This is a genomic window from Helicobacter pylori (assembly GCF_006439795.1).
GTDB lineage: Bacteria > Campylobacterota > Campylobacteria > Campylobacterales > Helicobacteraceae > Helicobacter > Helicobacter pylori_CR.
The window spans coordinates 24153-43193 of record NZ_VEYL01000015.1; the positions used below are offsets into that span (position 1 = coordinate 24153).

Sequence of the window (19041 nt, forward strand, 5' to 3'; positions counted from 1 at the left end):
AGAGTTATAGTTATGAAACGAAGGGATTTTATTAAAACGACTGCTTTAGGCGCTACAGGTGCTGTTTTAGGAGCACAGATTTTGCAGGCAGAAGAAAGCGAAGGGAGTGTTGCAAAATATAAAATAGAGGCTCAATACGGCATTGATTTTGATTCTGCAGAACACACTTCACTTTTCATTCCCATGCCGAGTGTTGTAGCGAGCAATGTGCATTTACAAGGCAATCATGCTAGCTATAAAAGCATGCTCAATTTTGGAGTGCCTTATTTGCAAGTGGATTTTTTAAAAAGCGCTCAAAAAAAGCAAGTCCATTTGTCTTATGAGATCGCTAGCTATCAATTGAATGAGCGTTTGTTTGAAACGAGCGATTTTGTAGCAATGGGGCGTTATGAAAGAGACGATGCGAGCGTGGCTAGCATTGCCAACCAGCTCAAGGGAACAACCCCTAAAGAAAGCGTTCGCAATTTTTATGCGTTCATCAAGCATGACATGCCCAAGAGACAAAAGGCTCTAGAGGGTAAAGAAAATTTACCTAAACGAGATAGTTTGCCTTGGTTTGCAACCATTTCACAAGAGAGCATGTTTGTGTCCTTATGCCATGCGTGCGGGATTAAAAGTGCTGAAGTGCAAGGCTTGAAATTGGCTCAAAACAGCGTAGTGAAAAACGCTTCTAGGGTAGAAGTGTATTTGAAAGATTCATTTCTAGCGTTTGATTTTCAAAATAATCGCAAGGAAGTCTTTATCCCGTTGAACCGCCATAAAGACATGCAATTAGATACTGCCTTGTTGGCGACTTTTGGCGATGCCTTTGCCCTTGTAGATGGTAGGGATTTAGGCAATTACGAGAGCAAACTTTTTGAAAAAAGAGTGTCCTATACGATTGTCTAAAGGCATGAATTTTAGGAATATTCCTTGATAGCGGGCTTTCCTTTTTAGGGAGAGTTTGCAAAAAGGGTTTATAAAGGGTTGTCTTTATGCGAGAATTTTTTAAGAAACTTGGCACAGAATACGCTTCTAAGCTGTTTTTGGTTTATTGGCTTAGGTGGATGTTGAGTGCGTTGGTGATGCTACCTTTTATGGAGATTTTCTATTATTTCAATTTTCCGTTGTGGCTCAATCTTTTCTTGGGGCAAACCATTGGAGCGGTGATTTTTTTCAAGCTGGATAAGTTGATTTTTTCTAAAAAATGATTTTTACAAGCTTAAAAAGCCAATAAGCTTTTTTTACTCTTAAGAGCTTTTGTATTTTCCTAAGCTTTTTTGAGGAATTCAGATTTTAAAGACAGGCTCTGCCCTTCCACTTTACAATCCACATTGTGATCGCTATTGACAAGCTTGATATTTTTGATTTTAGTGCCTTTTTTAAGCACCAAAGATGAACCTTTAACCTTTAAATCTTTAATGAGAATGACCGAGTCCCCATTTTGTAAAAGATTATTATGGCAATCTTTAACGATCAATTCTTCATTACTAACTTCATTTTCATTCCACTCATACAAACAGCTAGAGCAAACGAACTGCGTGCCATCATGGTAGGTGTAGGCGTCGTTGCATTTAGGGCATGGGGGTAAATCTTGCATGATAATCGTCCTTATCGTGGTGTTATCGCTACCATGTTATCTAAATCAAGGTTATAAAACGCTTTAACTTGATAAGTATCAACCCCCTAAGATCGCTTTTTAAATTTTTTCTAGTTAGCATTCAAAAATCTCTTTTTAAAATAGGTTACTAAATGGAGCAAATAAGTTAAAATTCATTAAAATAATCATAATGATTAAAGATTTTAACCGCTATTGTAGAAAAATAACGAGAGGGTTTGTAAAAACTCTCATTAAAAACAAGGAGCAAAAAAGATGAAAAAAGCGGGCTTTCTTTTTTTAGCGGTGGTGGCTATCGCTGTTATGAGTTTAAACGCTAAAGATCCGAATGTGTTGCGTAAGATTGTTTTTGAGAAATGTTTGCCCAATTATGAGAAAAATCAGAATCCTTCGCCATGCATAGAAGTCAAACCCGATGCCGGCTATGTGGTTTTAAAAGATATTAACGGCCCGTTGCAATATTTGTTGATGCCAACAACCCACATTAGCGGCATTGAAAGCCCTTTGTTGCTTGATTTTTCCACGCCTAACTTTTTTTATTTATCATGGCAAGCACGCGATTTTATGAGTAAAAAATACGGCAAACCCATTCCTGATAGCGCGATTTCTTTGACGATTAACTCTAGCAAAGGGCGATCGCAAAACCATTTTCACATCCATATTTCTTGCATTAGCCTTGATGCGCGCAAACAGCTGGATAATAATCTAAAAAATATCAACAGCCGTTGGTCGCCATTATCAGGTGGCTTGAACGGGCATAAATATTTGGCGCGTCGGGTAACAGAGAGCGAATTAGCGCAAAAAAGCCCGTTTATCATGCTTAATAAAGAAGTGCCTAACGTGCACAAACGCATGGGAGACTATGGCTTGGCGGTGGTGCAACAGAGCGATAACTCCTTTGTCTTGTTAGCGACACAATTTAACCCATTGACTTTGAATCGCGCTTCAGCCGAAGAAATTCAAGATCATGAATGCGCGATTTTGCGCTAAAGCGAGTTAGGTTCTTAAATTTGAGCGATAGTCTTTAAAAAGCGTTATTGGGGGGTGGTGTTGCAAAACCCCCTATCCCCTTATGAATTTGACTGATCTTTTTTATTGACAAAACTTTAAAATCCGCAACCAATCATTCTAAAAAGCCATTTAGGAACAACTTTTGCTTTATTTTGCATAGATTGAATTTCTTTAAATTAAAGGATAACCATGCTTAGGTCTTTATGGTCTGGTGTCAATGGGATGCAAGCCCACCAAATCGCTTTGGATATTGAGAGTAATAATATTGCGAATGTGAATACCACTGGTTTTAAATATTCTAGGGCTTCTTTTGTGGATATGCTCTCTCAAGTCAAACTCATCGCTACCGCACCCTATAAAAACGGGTTAGCAGGGCAGAATGACTTTTCTGTGGGGCTTGGGGTAGGCGTGGATGCGACGACTAAAATCTTTTCACAAGGCAATATCCAAAACACAGATGTCAAAACCGATCTAGCGATTCAAGGCGATGGCTTTTTTATCATTAGCCCTGATAGGGGGATCACGCGCAATTTCACTAGAGATGGGGAGTTTCTTTTTGACTCGCAAGGGAGTTTGGTTACCACCGGCGGGCTTGTAGTGCAAGGGTGGGTGAGAAACGGGAGCGATACCGGCAATAAAGGGAGCGATACGGACGCTTTAAAAGTGGATAACACAGGTCCTTTAGAAAACATTAGAATTGATCCGGGAATGGTGATGCCAGCCAGAGCGAGTAACCGCATTTCTATGAGGGCGAATTTAAACGCTGGAAGGCATGCGGATCAAACAGCGGCGATATTTGCTTTGGATTCTTCAGCTAAAACCCCTTCAGATGGTATTAATCCAGTGTATGATTCAAGCACGAATCTAACTCAAGTCGCCGAAGACATGGGATCTTTATACAATGAAGATGGCGACGCTCTTTTATTGAATGAAAATCAAGGGATTTGGGTGAGCTATAAGAGCGCAAAAATGGTCAAAGACATCCTCCCTTCTGCAGAAAACAGCACGCTTGAATTGAATGGGGTTAAGATTTCTTTCATGAACGATTCAGCGGTGAGCCGGACTTCAAGCTTAGTAGCGGCGAAAAATGCGATCAATGCGGTCAAAAGCCAAACAGGGATTGAAGCTTATTTGGACGGCAAGCAATTGCGTTTGGAAAACACCAATGAATTGGACGGCGATGAAAAGCTTAAAAACATTGTGGTTACTCAAGCCGGAACCGGGGCGTTCGCTAACTTTTTAGACGGCGATAAAGATGTAACGGCTTTCAAATATAGTTATACGCATTCTATCAGCCCTAATGCGGATATTGGGCAGTTTAGGACCACTGAAGACTTGCGCGCCTTAATCCAGCATGACGCTAATATCGTTAAAGATCCTAGTTTAGCGGACAATTACCAGGACTCAGCGGCTTCTATAGGGGTTACAATCAACCAATACGGCATGTTTGAAATCAATAATAAAGACAATAAAAATGTCATTAAAGAAAATCTCAATATCTTTGTGAGCGGGTATTCTTCAGACAGCGTAACGAACAATGTTTTGTTTAAAAACGCCATGAAAGGGCTTAATACCGCTTCTTTAATTGAAGGAGGAGCGTCAGCGAGCAGTTCTAAATTCACCCACGCTACCCATGCGACAAGCATTGATGTGATAGACAGCTTAGGCACTAAACACGCCATGCGTATTGAGTTTTATAGGAGTGGGGGAGCGGAATGGAATTTTAGAGTGATCGTGCCTGAGCCTGGGGAATTAGTAGGGGGGTCAGCGGCTAGGCCTAATGTGTTTGAGGGAGGCCGTTTGCATTTTAATAACGACGGATCGCTTGCAGGCATGAACCCGCCTCTTTTGCAATTTGACCCTAAAAATGGCGCTGATGCCCCCCAACGCATCAATTTAGCCTTTGGTTCCTCAGGGAGTTTTGATGGACTCACGAGCGTGGATAAGATTTCTGAAACTTATGCGATTGAGCAAAACGGCTATCAAGCGGGCGATTTGATGGATGTTCGCTTTGATTCAGATGGGGTGCTTTTAGGGGCGTTCAGTAATGGCAGGACTTTAGCGCTCGCTCAAGTGGCTTTAGCGAATTTCGCTAACGATGCGGGCTTACAGGCTTTAGGTGGGAATGTCTTTTCTCAAACCGGAAACTCAGGGCAAGCCTTAATCGGCGCGGCTAATACGGGGCGTAGGGGTTCAATTTCAGGATCCAAACTAGAGTCTAGTAATGTGGATTTGAGCCGGAGTTTAACGAATTTGATTGTGGTTCAAAGGGGGTTTCAAGCGAACTCTAAAGCGGTAACCACATCCGATCAAATCCTTAACACCCTATTGAATCTTAAGCAATAAACCAAAGGATTACTCTAATACAATATAATAGGGGCTAATTTAAAGATTAAGGTTTAGTATGCATGAATACTCGGTCGTTTCTTCTTTAATCGCTCTTTGCGAAGAGCATGCGGAGAAAAATAAAGCCCATAAGATTGAAAGAGTCGTGGTCGGTATTGGCGAAAGAAGTGCTATGGATAAGAGCTTGTTTGTGAGCGCGTTTGAGACTTTTAGAGAAGAATCTTTGGTGTGTAAAGACGCTATTTTAGACATTGTAGATGAAAAGGTTGAATTAGAATGCAAGGATTGTTCGCATGTTTTTAAGCCTAACGCACTAGATTATGGGGTGTGTGAGAAATGCCACAGCAAGAATGTTATTATCATTCAAGGCAACGAAATGCGTTTGTTGTCTTTAGAAATGTTAGCGGAATAAAAACCCATGCAAGACGAATTGAACGCTTACCAGCAAGAAATTGAAGACACTAGAGGAGTTTTAAAAAAAATCCGTTTGGAATTGAAGCAAGTCCAAGAAATCTTGCGTAAGAAAAAGAGTGCTTTAAAAGGTTTGAAGCAAGAAATTTATCAAAAAAAATTAGAAAAAGAAAGCTCCCGCTTAAACAAAGAAACACAAATTACAGAAGAGGATGTGATTTTCCCTAAAGCCCTTGAAGAGGTGGAGGTTTTCACTAGTGATAATCAGGTTATAATGGCAAAACCAAGCAAGCGCGTGTTTGATGAAGGGATTTACTTGCAATACCGCAGCGTTTTGCGCGAAAACAGGCTTTTAAAAAACCATCTCTCTAAAAAAGATTTTGAAAATTCGTTGCTCAAAATTGAATTGAGGGATTTGCATAAAGAAATCAAGCTCTATCAAGTCCAAAACCTTTTGAAAGACAAATAATGCCCACGATTTTAGTGAGCGCTTTAGAAGCGAGCTCTAATGTTCATTTAGAAGAATTACGCCGCAATTTACCTAAAGATTATCGTTTCATTGGCGTGTTTGAAGGGGAAGAAGCGCTCTATAGCCCTAGGGAATTTTCTGTCATGGGTTTTAGAGACGTGATAGGCCGTTTGGGGTTTTTACTCAAAGCCCATAAAGAAATGGTCCAATTAGCCAAACAAGCGGATATGGTGCTTTTAATGGATTCTTCTTCTTTCAATATCCCCCTAGCCAAAAAAATCAAAAAACAAGATCCGCATAAAAAAATCATGTATTATATTTTACCGCAAGTTTGGGCATGGAAAAAATGGCGCGCTAAAAGTCTTGAAAAATACTGCGATTTTTTGGGAGCGATTTTGCCTTTTGAAGTGGGCTATTACCAAAAAAAAGCCCAATATGTAGGACACCCTTTATTAGATGAAATTAAATACTATAAAAAAGATATTAAGGGCGAAACTCTAGTGTTCATGCCAGGAAGTAGGAAAAGTGAAATCGCTAAAATATTCCCTTTATTTGTCAAAGCGGCTCAAATTTTAGAACAAAACGAAGGGTTTAAAAGGCGTGTGTTGGTGGTGCCGAGTTTCTTTAAGGGATTGGATTTGAAAGCCCTTTATGGAGAAGACATTAAATTATTTGAAATTTCTTATGATGCGCATAAAAGTTTATTTGAAGCGGAATTTGCGTTCATTTGCAGCGGCACAGCGACTTTAGAGGCCGCTTTGATTGGCACGCCTTTTGTGTTAGCGTATAGGGCTAAAACGATGGATTTTTTGATTGCTAGAATGCTTGTCAATTTGCATTATATAGGTTTAGCGAATATCTTTTATAACGCCTTAAATGATGAAACTCCAGGGCTTGGAGAGAGCCAATTGCACCCAGAATTGATCCAGCATTTTTTGAGCGTAGAGGGTTTGTTAAAAGCGTATGAAGAAATGGACAGAGAGCGCTATTTTAAAGAAAGTTTGAGATTAAGGGAATATTTAGCCAGTGGGAGTGCGAGAAAAATCGCTAATGAAATGGCTTTTTTGCTGAATTTAACTTAATTTTTACTATAATCTCTACTGAATAAGCTTAGGAGATTAAATGAATAAAGAATTTATGAGTATGCATGGATACAATAAGATTTGCGCGGAATTAAAGCAATTAAAAGAGGTGGAACGGCCTAATATTGTGAAAGAAATTGATATTGCTAGAGGGCATGGGGATTTGAAAGAAAACGCTGAATACCATGCCGCTAAAGAAAAACAACGCTTCATTGAAGCGAGGATCGTGGATTTAAGCGAGATTGTCGCTAACGCTCAAGTGATTGATCCGAGCGCTTTAGCCCATAATAAAGTGAGTTTTGGGAGCACGATTAAAATCCTTAATTTAGACAACGATAAAGAGTTTTCTTACACGATAGTAGGGAGTGTGGAGAGCGATCCGGCTAAAGGGTTAATCTCTTTTGGTTCGCCGATCGCTAAGAGTTTGATAGGCAAGAGCAAGGGTGATGCGGTGAGCATTCAATTACCCAATGGCGAGAGCGATTTTGAAATTTTAGACATTTATTATAAAGAGATTTGTTTTGATGAAAATTAAAATCCAAAAAATCCACCCAAACGCCCTTATCCCTAAATACCAAACCGAGGGTTCTTCAGGCTTTGATTTGCACGCTGTAGAAGAAGTAACGATCAAACCTCATAGCGTGGGGTTGGTGAAAATAGGGATTTGTTTGTCTTTAGAAGTGGGGTATGAATTGCAAGTGCGCACCCGTAGCGGTTTGGCTTTGAATCATCAGGTGATGGTATTAAATTCCCCTGGCACGGTGGATAATGATTATAGGGGCGAAATTAAGGTCATTTTAGCGAATTTGAGTGATAAAGGTTTTAAAGTTCAAGTAGGGGATAGGATCGCTCAAGGGGTGGTTCAAAAAACTTATAAAGCCGAATTTATAGAATGCGAACAATTAGATGAAACTTCAAGGGGTAGCGGAGGGTTTGGCAGCACAGGAGTGAGCAAGGCATGAGTATTAAGGAAAATTTAGAGCAGGTTAAAAGCGAATTCAAAAGCGATGAAAAGCTTTTAGAGGGGGCGTTTAGATTAGAAAAGTTTTTCAAACGCTACAAGTGGGTGTTGTTGTTTATTGTGGTGGCTTTTATCGCTTATTTAGGGGATACAAAATTACAAGATTATAAGCATGAGCAAACGAAAGAGCGGATCACTCAAATTTATAACGAAGTGCTAGAGAGTCCTAATAATATAGCTTTGCAAAAAAGATTGAAAGAAGTCGCCCCAGAGTTGTATGACTTGTATCAATTCGCCAGAGCGAGTGAAAGAAACGATGCAAACGAGTTTAAAAAACTTTCGCAATCTTCTAATGAAATCGTTAAAATTTTCGCTAAATATTCTTACGCATCGCTCTCTAGAGATAAAAACTTGCTTGAAAAAAGCCCCATTCTTAAAGAAATGAGCGCTTTACAAGAAGTGAACTTGTTGTATGAAGAAAATTCTAAAGACGCAATCAAAAAAGCGCATCAAAGTTTATCCGCTATCCCTCTAAGTTCTTCACTCTATGCTATAATCTCTATCTTAAAACACTATGGAATGTTAGAAGATATTCAGCAAAACCCTTCCAAACCAACTAATCTAAAAAAAGAAACTATTCAAGGAACGCATTGATTTGATGAATAAACCATTTTTAATCTCACTCATAGCCCTAATTGTCTTTAGTGGCTGTAACATGAAAAAATACTTCAAACCTGCTAAACACCAAGTTAAAGGCGAAGCGTATTTCCCTAACCATTTGCAAGAAAGTATCGTTTCGTCCAATCGTTATGGAGCCATTTTGAAAAATGGAGCGGTTATAGGCGATAAAGGTTTAACGCAACTAAGAATCGGTAAGAACTTCAATTACGAAAGCAGTTTTTTAAATGAGAGTCAAGGGTTTTTCATCCTTGCGCAAGATTGTTTGAACAAGATTGATAAAAAAACAAGCAAAAAAAAGGTGGCTAAGACTGAAGAAACGGAATTGAAATTAAAGGGCGTTGAAGCGGAAGTCCAAGATAAAGTCTGCCATCAAGTGGAATTGATTAGCAATAACCCTAACGCCAGCCAACAATCTATCATCATTCCTTTGGAAACTTTTGCCTTGAGCGCGAGCGTTAAAGGGAATCTTTTAGCGGTGGTGTTAGCGGACAATTCAGCGAATTTATACGACATCACTTCTCAAAAATTGCTTTTTAGTGAGAAAGGTTCTCCAAGCACCACGATCAATTCTTTAATGGCGATGCCTATTTTTATGGATACAGTCGTGGTATTCCCCATGCTAGATGGGCGCTTGTTGGTCGTGGATTATGTGCATGGAAACCCTACGCCTATTAGAAACATTGTTATCAGCAGCGATAAGTTTTTTAACAATATCACTTACCTTATCGTAGATGGCAATAACATGATCGCTTCTACAGGGAAAAGGATACTCTCAGTCGTGAGCGGTCAAGAGTTCAACTATGATGGGGATATTATAGATTTGCTCTATGATAAGGGGACTTTATATGTGCTGACTTTAGATGGGCAGATTTTGCAAATGGATAAGAGTTTGAGGGAATTAAACAGCGTGAAACTGCCCTTCGCTTCGCTCAACACGATTGTATTAAACCACAATAAATTGTATTCTTTAGAAAAACGAGGGTATGTGATAGAGGTGGATTTGAATGATTTTGATTCGTATAATGTCTATAAAACGCCGTCTATAGGCAGTTTTAAGTTTTTTTCATCCAATCGTTTGGATAAAGGGGTGTTTTATGATAAAAATCGGGTGTATTACGATCGCTACTATTTAGATTATAACGATTTTAAGCCCAAGCTTTACCCGGTTGTAGAAAAACCGGCATCTAAAAAATCTCAAAAAGGCGAAAAAGGGAACGCTCCTATTTATTTGCAAGAAAGGCATAAAGCTAAAGAAAAGCCTTTAGAAGAAAACAAAGTTAAACCAAGAAATAGCGGGTTTGAAGAAGAAGAGATTAAAACCAGAAGGCCTGAGCCTATTAAGGATCAAAATAGCGCTATCCAACAAGGCGTAAAAGAAAAACAAGAAAAACAAAACGCTCCTATTTCAAAAGAGAACGCTGTTAAAAAAGAAGCACCAAAACCAAGCTCTAAAGAAGAAAAACGCCGCTTGAAAGAAGAAAAGAAAAAAGCCAAAGCCGAACAAAGAGCGAGGGAATTTGAACAAAGAGCGAGAGAGCATCAAGAAAGAGATGAAAAAGAGCTTGAAGAAAGAAGAAAAGCTTTAGAAATGAATAAGAAGTAGGCCTATGCCAGCTAGGCAATCTTTCAAAGATTTGAGAAACCTGGTTTTATGCGATATAGGTAACACGCGCATCCATTTCGCGCAAAACTACCAGCTCTTTTCAAGCGCTAAAGAAGATTTAAAGCGTTTGGGTATTCAAAAGGAAATTTTTTACATTAGCGTGAATGAAGAAAATGAAAAAGCCCTTTTAAATTGTTACCCTAACGCTAAGAATATTGCAGGGTTTTTTCATTTAGAAACCGACTATATAGGGCTTGGGATAGACCGACAAATGGCGTGTTTAGCGGTGGCTAATGGGGTTATAGTGGATGCTGGGAGCGCGATTACGATAGATTTAGTCAAAGAGGGCAGGCATTTAGGAGGGTGTATTTTACCCGGTTTAGCCCAATACACCCATGCGTATAAAAAAAGCGCGAAAATCTTAGAGCAACCTTTCAAAGCCTTAGATTCTTTAGAAGTTTTACCTAAAAACACCAGAGACGCTGTGAATTACGGCATGATTTTGAGCGTCATTGCTTGCATCCAGCATTTAGCCAAAGATCAAAAAATCTATCTTTGTGGGGGCGATGCGAAGTATTTGAGCACGTTTTTACCTCATTCTGTTTGCAAGGAGCGTTTGGTTTTTGACGGGATGGAAATCGCTCTTAAAAAAGCAGGGATACTAGAATGCAAATGATGCAGAATTTGAGTTTTTTGGGCATGTTTTTAGCCGCTTTGAGCATGTCCTTAGGGCATTGTGTGGGCATGTGTGGGGGGATTGTGAGCGCGTTTAGTCAAATAAGGTTTTCTAAAGTTACAAGCTTTTCTTACCAGATCGCTTGCCATGCCCTCTATAATGTGGGGAGGATCAGCACCTACATGCTTTTAGGGGCTATAACGGCAGGTTTAGGGCATAGTCTTAGCGTGAGCATGGGTTTTAGGGGCGTTTTATTGATGAGCATGGGGATTGTTTTAATCCTTTTAGCGCTCTTAGGAGCTAAAGCGGAAAAATTAAGCTTTCAAATCCCTTTTATCTCTTTTTTGATGAAAAAAACCTTGCAATCTCAAAACGTTCTGGGGTTATATTTTCTAGGCGTGTTGAACGGGTTTTTGCCTTGCATGATGGTGTATTCGTTTTTAGCGAGCGTGATTCTCAGTCATAGCGCGTTTATGGGAGCGATGCTAGGCCTTTCTTTTGGGCTTGGGACTAGCGTGCCGTTGTTTTTAATGGGGGTTTTTTTAAGCAAAATTTCTACCTCTTACAGGAAATTTTTCAATCTTTTGTCTAAAGGTTTAATGGGGGTTTTTGGGCTTTATGTCCTTTATATGGGGATCATGCTCATTAGCCACCAAGCACCCCATGCGATGCATCATCAAAGCGATATGATGCGCCATCAAAATAACGCCACACCACAGCAAGAGGGCCACTTTCATGATCACCACTAACAAAGCCCTTTTTTTGGACAGAGACGGCATTATCAATATTGATAAAGGTTACGTGAGTCAAAAAGAAGATTTTGAGTTTCAAAAAGGGATTTTTGAATTGCTAAAGCATGCGAAATCTTTAGGCTATAAATTGCTTTTAATCACCAACCAATCCGGGATCAACCGAGGCTATTACACCCTTAAAGATTTTGAACAACTCACTGAATACCTCCAAGAAAGCTTGCTCAAAGAATTAGGTTTTAATTTAGACGGCGTTTATTTTTGCAGGCACGCTCCAGAAGAAAATTGTGCTTGCAGGAAGCCAAAACCCTCTTTGATTTTACAAGCCGCTAAAGAGCATCAAATTTGTTTGGAGCGATCTTTTATGATAGGCGATAAAGAGAGCGACATGTTAGCCGGCTTGAACGCTAAAGTTAAAAATAACCTTTTATTGAGCGCAAATTTTTTAAAAACTCCTCATTCTTGGATACAATGTAAAAATCTTAAGGAGATGATTGATTGGATTAAATAAGGATAAATCATGCGTTATATTGATGATGGATTAGAAAATCAAACGATTTTAATCACCGGTGGGGCTGGCTTTGTAGGCAGTAATTTGGCCTTTTATTTTCAAGAGAACCACCCTAAAGCTAAAGTAGTAATTTTGGATAAATTCCGCAGTAACACGCTTTTCAGTAATAACCGCCCGAGTTCTTTAGGGCATTTTAAGAATTTAATCGGTTTTAAGGGTGAGGTGATCACGGCTGATATTAATAACCCCTTAGATTTAAGGCGTTTAGAAAAATTGCATTTTGATTATTTGTTCCACCAGGCCGCTGTCTCTGATACGACCATACTCAATCAAGAATTAGTGATGAAAACCAATTATCAGGCTTTTTTAAACCTTTTAGAAATCGCTCGATCAAAAAAAGCTAAAGTGATTTATGCTTCTTCAGCGGGCGTTTATGGCAACACCAAAGCCCCCAATGTGGTAGGCTCAAACGAAAGCCCTGAAAACGTTTATGGCTTTTCCAAGCTTTGCATGGACGAATTTGTTCTCTCTCATTCAAGCGATAACATTCAAGTGGGCTTAAGGTATTTTAATGTCTATGGGCCTAGGGAATTTTATAAAGAAAAAACCGCTTCCATGGTTTTGCAACTCGCTTTAAGCGCAATGGCGTTTAAGGAAGTCAAGCTTTTTGAATTTGGCGAGCAATTAAGGGATTTTGTCTATATTGAAGATGTGATCCAAGCGAATGTGAAAGCGATGAAGGCTCAAAAAAGCGGGGTTTATAATGTGGGTTATTCACAAGCCAGGAGTTATAATGAAATCGTTAGCATTTTAAAAGAGCATTTAGGGGATTTTAAAGTGAGCTATATTAAAAACCCTTACGCTTTTTTCCAAAAGCACACCCAAGCGCATATTGAGCCTACTATTTTAGATTTAGATTACACCCCTTTATACGATTTAGAAAGCGGCATTAAAGATTATTTGCCCCATATCCATGCGATTTTCAAAGAACAACACGCATGAAAAAAATCTTAGTCATAGGCGATCTGATCGCTGATTATTATTTGTGGGGGAAGAGCGAACGCCTTTCTCCTGAAGCCCCTGTGCCTGTTTTAGAAGTCAAAAAAGAGAGTAAGAATTTAGGCGGAGCGGCCAATGTGGCTAATAACCTTACCTCTTTAAAAGCTAAAGTTTTTTTATGTGGGGTAGTGGGCGATGATTTAGAGGGCAAGCATTTCATTAGCGCTTTAAAAACAAGAGGGATTGACACTTCAGGCGTCTTAATAGATAAAACCCGTTGCACCACGCTTAAAACGCGCATCATCGCGCAAAACCAGCAAATCGCGCGCGTGGATAAGGAAATCAAAGACCCCTTAAACGCTGATTTAAGAAAAAAACTTTTAGATTTTTTCACAGAAAAAATCCAAGAAATAGATGGCGTGATCCTTTCAGATTACAATAAGGGCGTGTTGGATTTTGAACTCACTCAAAAAATGATCACTTTGGCCAACCAACACCACAAGCTCATTTTATGCGACCCTAAAGGAAAGGATTATAGCAAATATTCCCATGCGAGTTTGATCACGCCTAATCGCGCTGAATTAGAGCAAGCGCTCCATTTGAAATTAGACAGCCATGCGAATTTATCAAAAGCGCTCCAAATCTTAAAAGAAATTTATCAAATCGCTATGCCTTTAGTAACCTTGAGCGAACAAGGCATCGCTTTTTTAGAAAAAGGCGAGTTAGTCAATTGCCCCACTATCGCTAAAGAAGTTTATGATGTAACGGGGGCAGGCGATACGGTGATCGCGTCTTTAACGCTTTCTTTATTAGAATCAAAGAGCCTAAAAGATGCTTGCGAGTTTGCCAATGCGGCTGCGGCGGTGGTGGTGGGTAAAATGGGGAGCGCGTTAGCGAGTTTAGAAGAAATCGCTTTGATTTTGGACCAAACGCACCCTAAAATCCTCCCTTTAGAAAAGCTGTTAGAAACTTTAGAACACAACCAGCAAAAAATCGTTTTCACCAATGGCTGTTTTGACCTCCTCCATAAAGGGCATGCGAGCTATTTGCAAAAGGCTAAAGCTTTAGGGGATATTCTCATTGTGGGGTTAAATAGCGATAATTCCATTAAAAGGCTTAAAGGGGATAAACGCCCCATAGTGAGCGAAAAAGACAGAGCGTTTCTTTTAGCGAGTTTGTCTTGCGTGGATTATGTTGTGGTGTTTGAAGAAGACACACCAATAAAATTGATTCAAGCCCTAAAGCCTGATATTTTAGTCAAGGGAGCGGACTACCTCAATAAAGAAATCATAGGGAGCGAGTTGGCCAAAGAAACCCGTTTGATGGAGTTTGAAGAAGGTTATTCCACAAGCGCTATCATAGAAAAAATTAAAAGGACACATAATGATTAATGATTTGATTCAAAAAGAATTTTTAGCCCATAAGGAAGCGTTAGAAAAAAGTTTAGAAAGTTTGCAAGATGCGTTAAAGCAAAGCGTTCATCTTTTGATAGAAACTTTAGAAAATCAAGGGAAGATCCTTATTTGCGGTAACGGAGGGAGCGCGAGCGATGCGCAACATTTTGCCGCTGAATTGACTGGGCGCTATAAACTAGAAAGGAAAGGCTTGAGCGCGATAAGTTTAAGCACGGATACCTCAGCCCTTACCGCCATTGCGAACGATTATGGTTATGAAGAAGTGTTCGCCAGACAAGTGGAAGCGCTAGGGAATAAAGAAGATGTTTTAATAGGGATTTCTACAAGCGGTAATTCCAAAAATGTCCTAAAAGCTTATGAAAAAGCCAAAGATTTAGGGATGAAAACGCTTAGCTTAGCGGGGCGTGATGGGGGGAAAATGAAGCCTTTAAGCGATATGGCTTTGATTGTCCCTAGTGATGACACCCCACGAATCCAAGAAATGCACATTCTTATGATCCATATCTTATGCGATTGCATTGAAAGGCATTTCGCTCACAAAAACTAAATTCAAAGGCTATGCGTTTGAATTAAAAAGAAAGGATCAAAAAACACCAAAAACCCAAGTCAAAGCAAATCGCTTGAAAAAGAGGGTGAAGACTATTTTTTCTGTCTTCGCTTTCATTGATCTTTTTTAGATTGTGTCCCCATTGAAAATTGAATTTTTCACAATCACATAATCAACTTTTCGAATTGCTTCAAGGTCTCTCCCACCCGCATAGGAGATTGAAGATTGCAAATCTTGATGCATTTCAACCAGCGTGTCTTTTAATGAGCCTTTATGTTGGATCCAAATTTTCTTACCTTCAACATTTTTCTTTTCACCTTTTTGGAACTCTGATGCCGAACCGAAATATTCTTTATATGCGACACCATTTTCTATTTTTGTTTCTCCAGATGACTCTTCATGCCCTGCAAAAAGCGAGCCAATCATCACCATTGTCGCACCAAAGCGTATGGATTTTGCAATATCCCCATGCGTGCGAATACCGCCATCTGCAATAATGGGCTTTCTTGCTGCTTTAGCACACCACCTAAGAGCTGCTAGTTGCCAACCACCCGTGCCAAAGCCTGTTTTGATTTTAGTGATACACACTTTCCCAGGCCCGATGCCAACTTTCGTAGCGTCAGCACCGGCGTTCTCTAATTCACGGACTGCTTCTGGCGTACCAACATTCCCGGCAATCACAAAAGTTTCGGGCAAACGCGTTTTGATGCGTTGGATCATTTCAATGACAGAATTTGAATGGCCATGCGCAATATCGATCGTGATATAGTCTGGCGCTAATCCTTGTTTGGCTAACTCTTCTATCAAAAGATATTCTTCCTTTTTCACCCCAACACTGATTGAACTAATCCATTGGCGTTCTTTCATTTTTTTGACAAACGGGATTCTTGCCGATCCATTAAAGCGGTGCATGATGTAGAAATAGCCATTTTCTGCTAGAAATTCTGCGATCGATTCGTTGATGATTGTTTGCATGTTGGCCGGGACTATGGGCATTTTAAACGCATGTTTGCCTAGAATAACAGTCGTATCGCATTCTGAACGGCTATTCACAATGCATTTATTAGGAATGAGTTGGACATCTTCGTAATCAAATACTTTCAATGACTTGATCCTTTTTTGCTTTAAAACATTATTTTTACCTTAATTTGAATAAAAAATCAAGAGAGAATGATATAGGCTCGATCAAATTTTGGGCGCCAAAGACCTTATGAATAACCATAATAAGCAAGGGATACAATATTGCAAAGAAAACGCTACAATAAACTTTCTATAAGTCTGATCACAAAAAATAAGGAAATCATAAGATGCTACAAACCATCAACTTAACGCAACGCTATGCGACTAAAAAATTGTTTGAAAACGTGAATATCAAGCTGGATAAAAACAAACGCTACGGGCTTATTGGGGCTAATGGTGCAGGAAAGTCCACTTTTTTAAAGATTTTAAGCAAGAGCATTGATTGCAGCAGTGGGGAAGTCATCATCACAAGCGGCATGAGAATGGGGGTTTTAGGGCAGGATCAATACGCTTTTGAAGATTTGAGCCTTAAAGATGCGGTTTTGATAGGCAATAAGCGTTTGTATGACGCTATCAAAGAAAAAGAGCGCTTATACACAGAGGGCGATTTGAGCGATGATAAAGTGAATGCGAGATTAGGGGAGTTGGAAACCATTTGCGTAGAAGAAGATCCCATGTATGAATGCGAAGTGGTGATTGAAAAAATCCTAGAAGATTTAGGCATTCCTAGCTCTAAACATAATGATTTGATGAAAACCTTGCCAAGCAGCGATAAATTTAAAATCCTTCTCGCTCAAGTTTTGTTCCCTAAACCGGATATTTTGCTTTTAGATGAGCCGACGAACAACCTGGATTTAAACGCCATTGAATGGCTAGAAAACAACCTCAAACGCCATGAAGGCACGATGGTAGTCATCAGCCATGACAGGCATTTTTTAAACGCGGTATGCACGCATATTTTAGATTTGGATTTTCACAGCGTGCGCGAATTTAGCGGGAATTATGACGATTGGTATATCGCTTCTACCTTGATCGCTAAACAGCAAGAGGCTGAACGCAATAAAAAACTCAAAGAAAAAGAAGAGCTAGAAAAATTCATCGCTCGTTTTAGCGCTAACGCTTCTAAAGCCAAGCAAGCCACCAGCCGCCAAAAACAACTGGATAAATTAGACATTCAAAGCTTAGCGGTATCTAGTAGGAGGGATCCTAGCATTATTTTTAAACCCAAACGCACCATTGGGAATGAAGCTTTAGAGTGTGAAAATATCTCTAAAAGTTATGACGGGCAAATTATCTTAAATCAAGTGAGCTTGAAAGTGATGCCTAAAGATAAAATCGCCCTCATAGGGCCAAACGGCGTGGGTAAATCCACGCTTTGTAAAATTTTAGTAGAAGAGTTAAAGCCGGATACGGGCGTGGTGAAATGGGGAGCGACGGTTTCAAGAGGGTATTTCCCTCAAAACGTGAGCGAAGAAATTAGCGGGGAAGAGACCTTGTATCAATGGCTCTTTAATTTCAATAAAAAGATTGAAAGCGCTGAGGTTAGGAACGCTTTAGGGAGGATGCTTTTTAATGGCGAAGAGCAAGAAAAGTGCGTGAACGCTTTAAGTGGGGGCGAAAAACACCGAATGGTTTTATCCAAGCTCATGCTAGAGGGGGGGAATTTTTTAGTCTTAGATGAGCCAACCAACCATTTGGATTTAGAAGCGATTATCGCTTTGGGCGAAGCGCTCTTTAAATTTGATGGGGCGCTGATTTGCATAAGCCATGACAGAGAGCTCATTGATGCGTATGCTAACCGGATCATTGAATTAGTCCCAAGCCCTAAAGGCGCTCAAATCATTGATTTTAAAGGCAGTTATGAAGAGTATTTAGCGAGCAAAAAATGAAACCGCAAGACATTGAAATCGTTCAAAGCGTTTTAGAGATTACAGGACCGATTAAGGTTACTGAAGTGTATGATAAAGCCAAAGAGCTTTTTGAAAAAGGCGAGATTACAAACATGTTTGATTATGGGGGCAACACTCCAGATAGAAGCGTTAGCGCCTTTATTTATACCGCCTTAAATAAGGGCGAAGAGTTGCCTTTTTTGAAAGCGCAAGAAAAACCGGTTTTAATCGCTTTAAAAGATGCGGCAAACGATCCGGTTTTAAACATAGAAAAGCCCGGCGTTTCAAGCGTTAAAATCGCGCATAATAAAATCATGCATGAAAGGGATTTGCACCCTTTTTTAACTTACATGGCTTTTTTTAATGAAAATTTGAAATGCTACACGAAAACCATTTTTCATGAAGAGAGTTCGAAATCGCCAAAAGGCATGGACAGGTGGCTTTATCCGGACATGGTGGGGGTTAGGTTTTTACACGCTGAATGGTCTAATGAAAATTTAATCGCTTTTTCTAAGAAATTTGACATTTTACCCGTTAAATTGGTAAGTTTTGAATTGAAAAAAGAAATCAGCGTGAATAATTGCAGGAAATGTTATTTTCAAGCGATTTCTAACAGCTCTAATGAGGGGTATTTAGTGGGCCATCATATTGATACGCATAATCCCAAACTCATGGATTTGTTGAAGCGTTTGCATGCGAGTTTTGGGATTGGCGTGATTGATTTGAGAACCGATGAGGATAAAAGCGCTATTTTATTGAACGCTAAATACAAAGAAAAGATTGATTACACCGTGGCTTCAGAGCTTAGCACGAAAAATGAAAAATTCAGCGGTTTCTTAAAGAGCGTTGTGGATTATGATCCAAACCACCAACACCGCTATAAAGATGAATTTGATGAGGTTAAAAAGAAAGAGGAGTTATACCCTAACCCATCGCTTTCTTTTTAAAAAATGAGATTTTAAAAACGCTTTAAGCGTTTTTGTAAAAAATAGCAAAGAGCTTGATTTTAATCAAGCGATAGCTTATTGAAAAAGCGGTCTTGGGGGTTAGGGGGTTTCTTAAGGGGGTTAAGGG

The 19041-nt window shown here is 39.6% G+C and carries 20 protein-coding genes and 1 pseudogene; 19 read left to right on the forward strand and 2 right to left on the reverse strand.

Going from position 1 to position 19041, the window contains the following annotated elements:
• Positions 1-12: 12 nt before the first annotated feature.
• Positions 13-888 carry a twin-arginine translocation signal domain-containing protein gene (locus tag FIM66_RS06575; protein ID WP_140600258.1) on the forward strand — a complete coding sequence of 292 codons (876 nt, stop codon included), beginning with the start codon at positions 13-15 and terminating at the stop codon, positions 886-888.
• An 86-nt stretch (positions 889-974) separates the two neighbouring features.
• A complete protein-coding gene (locus FIM66_RS06580) occupies positions 975-1190 on the forward strand; it encodes a hypothetical protein (protein ID WP_001206520.1) in 216 nt (71 codons plus the stop codon).
• 59 nt (positions 1191-1249) lie between these two features.
• On the opposite strand, the gene FIM66_RS06585 is transcribed toward FIM66_RS06580, so the two are convergent.
• Entirely contained in the window at positions 1250-1579 is a 330-nt protein-coding gene (locus FIM66_RS06585) for a zinc ribbon domain-containing protein YjdM (protein WP_001153372.1), read from the reverse strand.
• Positions 1580-1698: 119 nt separating this feature from the next.
• Between FIM66_RS06585 and cdh the strand changes: the two are divergent.
• From cdh to gmhA, 15 genes and pseudogenes are all read left to right on the forward strand, one after another.
• Positions 1699-2587 (forward strand): annotated as a pseudogene (gene cdh, locus FIM66_RS06595) (CDP-diacylglycerol diphosphatase).
• A 210-nt stretch (positions 2588-2797) separates the two neighbouring features.
• A complete protein-coding gene (gene flgE, locus FIM66_RS06600; protein WP_140600259.1) occupies positions 2798-4954 on the forward strand; it encodes a flagellar hook protein FlgE in 2157 nt (718 codons plus the stop codon).
• A gap of 58 nt (positions 4955-5012) precedes the next feature.
• Positions 5013-5366, forward strand: a complete 354-nt coding sequence (gene hypA / locus FIM66_RS06605; protein ID WP_140600260.1) for a hydrogenase/urease nickel incorporation protein HypA — start codon at positions 5013-5015, stop codon at positions 5364-5366.
• Positions 5367-5372: 6 nt separating this feature from the next.
• Entirely contained in the window at positions 5373-5834 is a 462-nt protein-coding gene (gene mua / locus FIM66_RS06610) for a nickel-binding protein Mua (RefSeq protein WP_140500245.1), read from the forward strand.
• A complete protein-coding gene (lpxB, locus tag FIM66_RS06615) occupies positions 5834-6916 on the forward strand; it encodes a lipid-A-disaccharide synthase (RefSeq protein WP_140490574.1) in 1083 nt (360 codons plus the stop codon). Before mua ends, lpxB begins: the two co-directional genes overlap by 1 nt.
• A 40-nt stretch (positions 6917-6956) precedes the next feature.
• On the forward strand, positions 6957-7451 hold the full coding sequence (gene greA, locus FIM66_RS06620; protein ID WP_140600261.1) for a transcription elongation factor GreA: 495 nt from the start codon (positions 6957-6959) through the stop codon (positions 7449-7451).
• The gene (gene dut / locus FIM66_RS06625) at positions 7441-7878 is read left to right on the forward strand and encodes a dUTP diphosphatase (protein WP_140490572.1); all 438 of its coding nucleotides are present in this window, start codon (positions 7441-7443) and stop codon (positions 7876-7878) included. Before greA ends, dut begins: the two co-directional genes overlap by 11 nt.
• Positions 7875-8531: a hypothetical protein gene (locus tag FIM66_RS06630; protein WP_140490570.1), complete on the forward strand. Its 657-nt coding sequence runs from the start codon at positions 7875-7877 to the stop codon at positions 8529-8531. The genes dut and FIM66_RS06630 overlap by 4 nt, the downstream gene beginning before the upstream one ends.
• 4 nt (positions 8532-8535) lie before the next feature.
• Entirely contained in the window at positions 8536-10161 is a 1626-nt protein-coding gene (gene pgbB, locus FIM66_RS06635; protein WP_140490568.1) for a plasminogen-binding protein PgbB, read from the forward strand.
• A gap of 4 nt (positions 10162-10165) precedes the next feature.
• Entirely contained in the window at positions 10166-10837 is a 672-nt protein-coding gene (locus FIM66_RS06640; protein ID WP_120926705.1) for a type III pantothenate kinase, read from the forward strand.
• Positions 10828-11586: a sulfite exporter TauE/SafE family protein gene (locus FIM66_RS06645; RefSeq protein ID WP_120926707.1), complete on the forward strand. Its 759-nt coding sequence runs from the start codon at positions 10828-10830 to the stop codon at positions 11584-11586. The genes FIM66_RS06640 and FIM66_RS06645 overlap by 10 nt, the downstream gene beginning before the upstream one ends.
• Positions 11573-12097 (forward strand): D-glycero-beta-D-manno-heptose 1,7-bisphosphate 7-phosphatase, encoded by a 525-nt coding sequence (gmhB, locus tag FIM66_RS06650; RefSeq protein ID WP_162979266.1) that lies wholly within the window; start codon positions 11573-11575, stop codon positions 12095-12097. Before FIM66_RS06645 ends, gmhB begins: the two co-directional genes overlap by 14 nt.
• A 9-nt stretch (positions 12098-12106) precedes the next feature.
• Entirely contained in the window at positions 12107-13099 is a 993-nt protein-coding gene (gene rfaD, locus FIM66_RS06655) for an ADP-glyceromanno-heptose 6-epimerase (protein WP_140490564.1), read from the forward strand.
• On the forward strand, positions 13096-14487 hold the full coding sequence (gene rfaE1 / locus FIM66_RS06660) for a D-glycero-beta-D-manno-heptose-7-phosphate kinase (protein ID WP_140600262.1): 1392 nt from the start codon (positions 13096-13098) through the stop codon (positions 14485-14487). Before rfaD ends, rfaE1 begins: the two co-directional genes overlap by 4 nt.
• Complete coding sequence (gene gmhA / locus FIM66_RS06665; RefSeq protein WP_140490560.1) at positions 14480-15058, forward strand: D-sedoheptulose 7-phosphate isomerase; 579 nt, start codon at positions 14480-14482, stop codon at positions 15056-15058. The genes rfaE1 and gmhA overlap by 8 nt, the downstream gene beginning before the upstream one ends.
• Positions 15059-15184: 126 nt before the next feature.
• Here the strand turns inward: gmhA and FIM66_RS06670 are convergent, their stop codons facing one another.
• Positions 15185-16162, reverse strand: coding sequence for a GMP reductase (locus tag FIM66_RS06670; protein ID WP_194147165.1), 978 nt, complete (start codon positions 16160-16162; stop codon positions 15185-15187).
• Positions 16163-16365: 203 nt separating this feature from the next.
• On the opposite strand from FIM66_RS06670, the gene FIM66_RS06675 reads away from it, so the two are divergent.
• Together FIM66_RS06675 and FIM66_RS06680 are read left to right on the forward strand one after the other, a co-directional pair.
• Positions 16366-17967 (forward strand): ABC-F family ATP-binding cassette domain-containing protein, encoded by a 1602-nt coding sequence (locus FIM66_RS06675; protein ID WP_140600263.1) that lies wholly within the window; start codon positions 16366-16368, stop codon positions 17965-17967.
• Positions 17964-18914: a COG2958 family protein gene (locus FIM66_RS06680; RefSeq protein ID WP_140600264.1), complete on the forward strand. Its 951-nt coding sequence runs from the start codon at positions 17964-17966 to the stop codon at positions 18912-18914. The genes FIM66_RS06675 and FIM66_RS06680 overlap by 4 nt, the downstream gene beginning before the upstream one ends.
• Positions 18915-19041 lie beyond the last annotated feature (127 nt).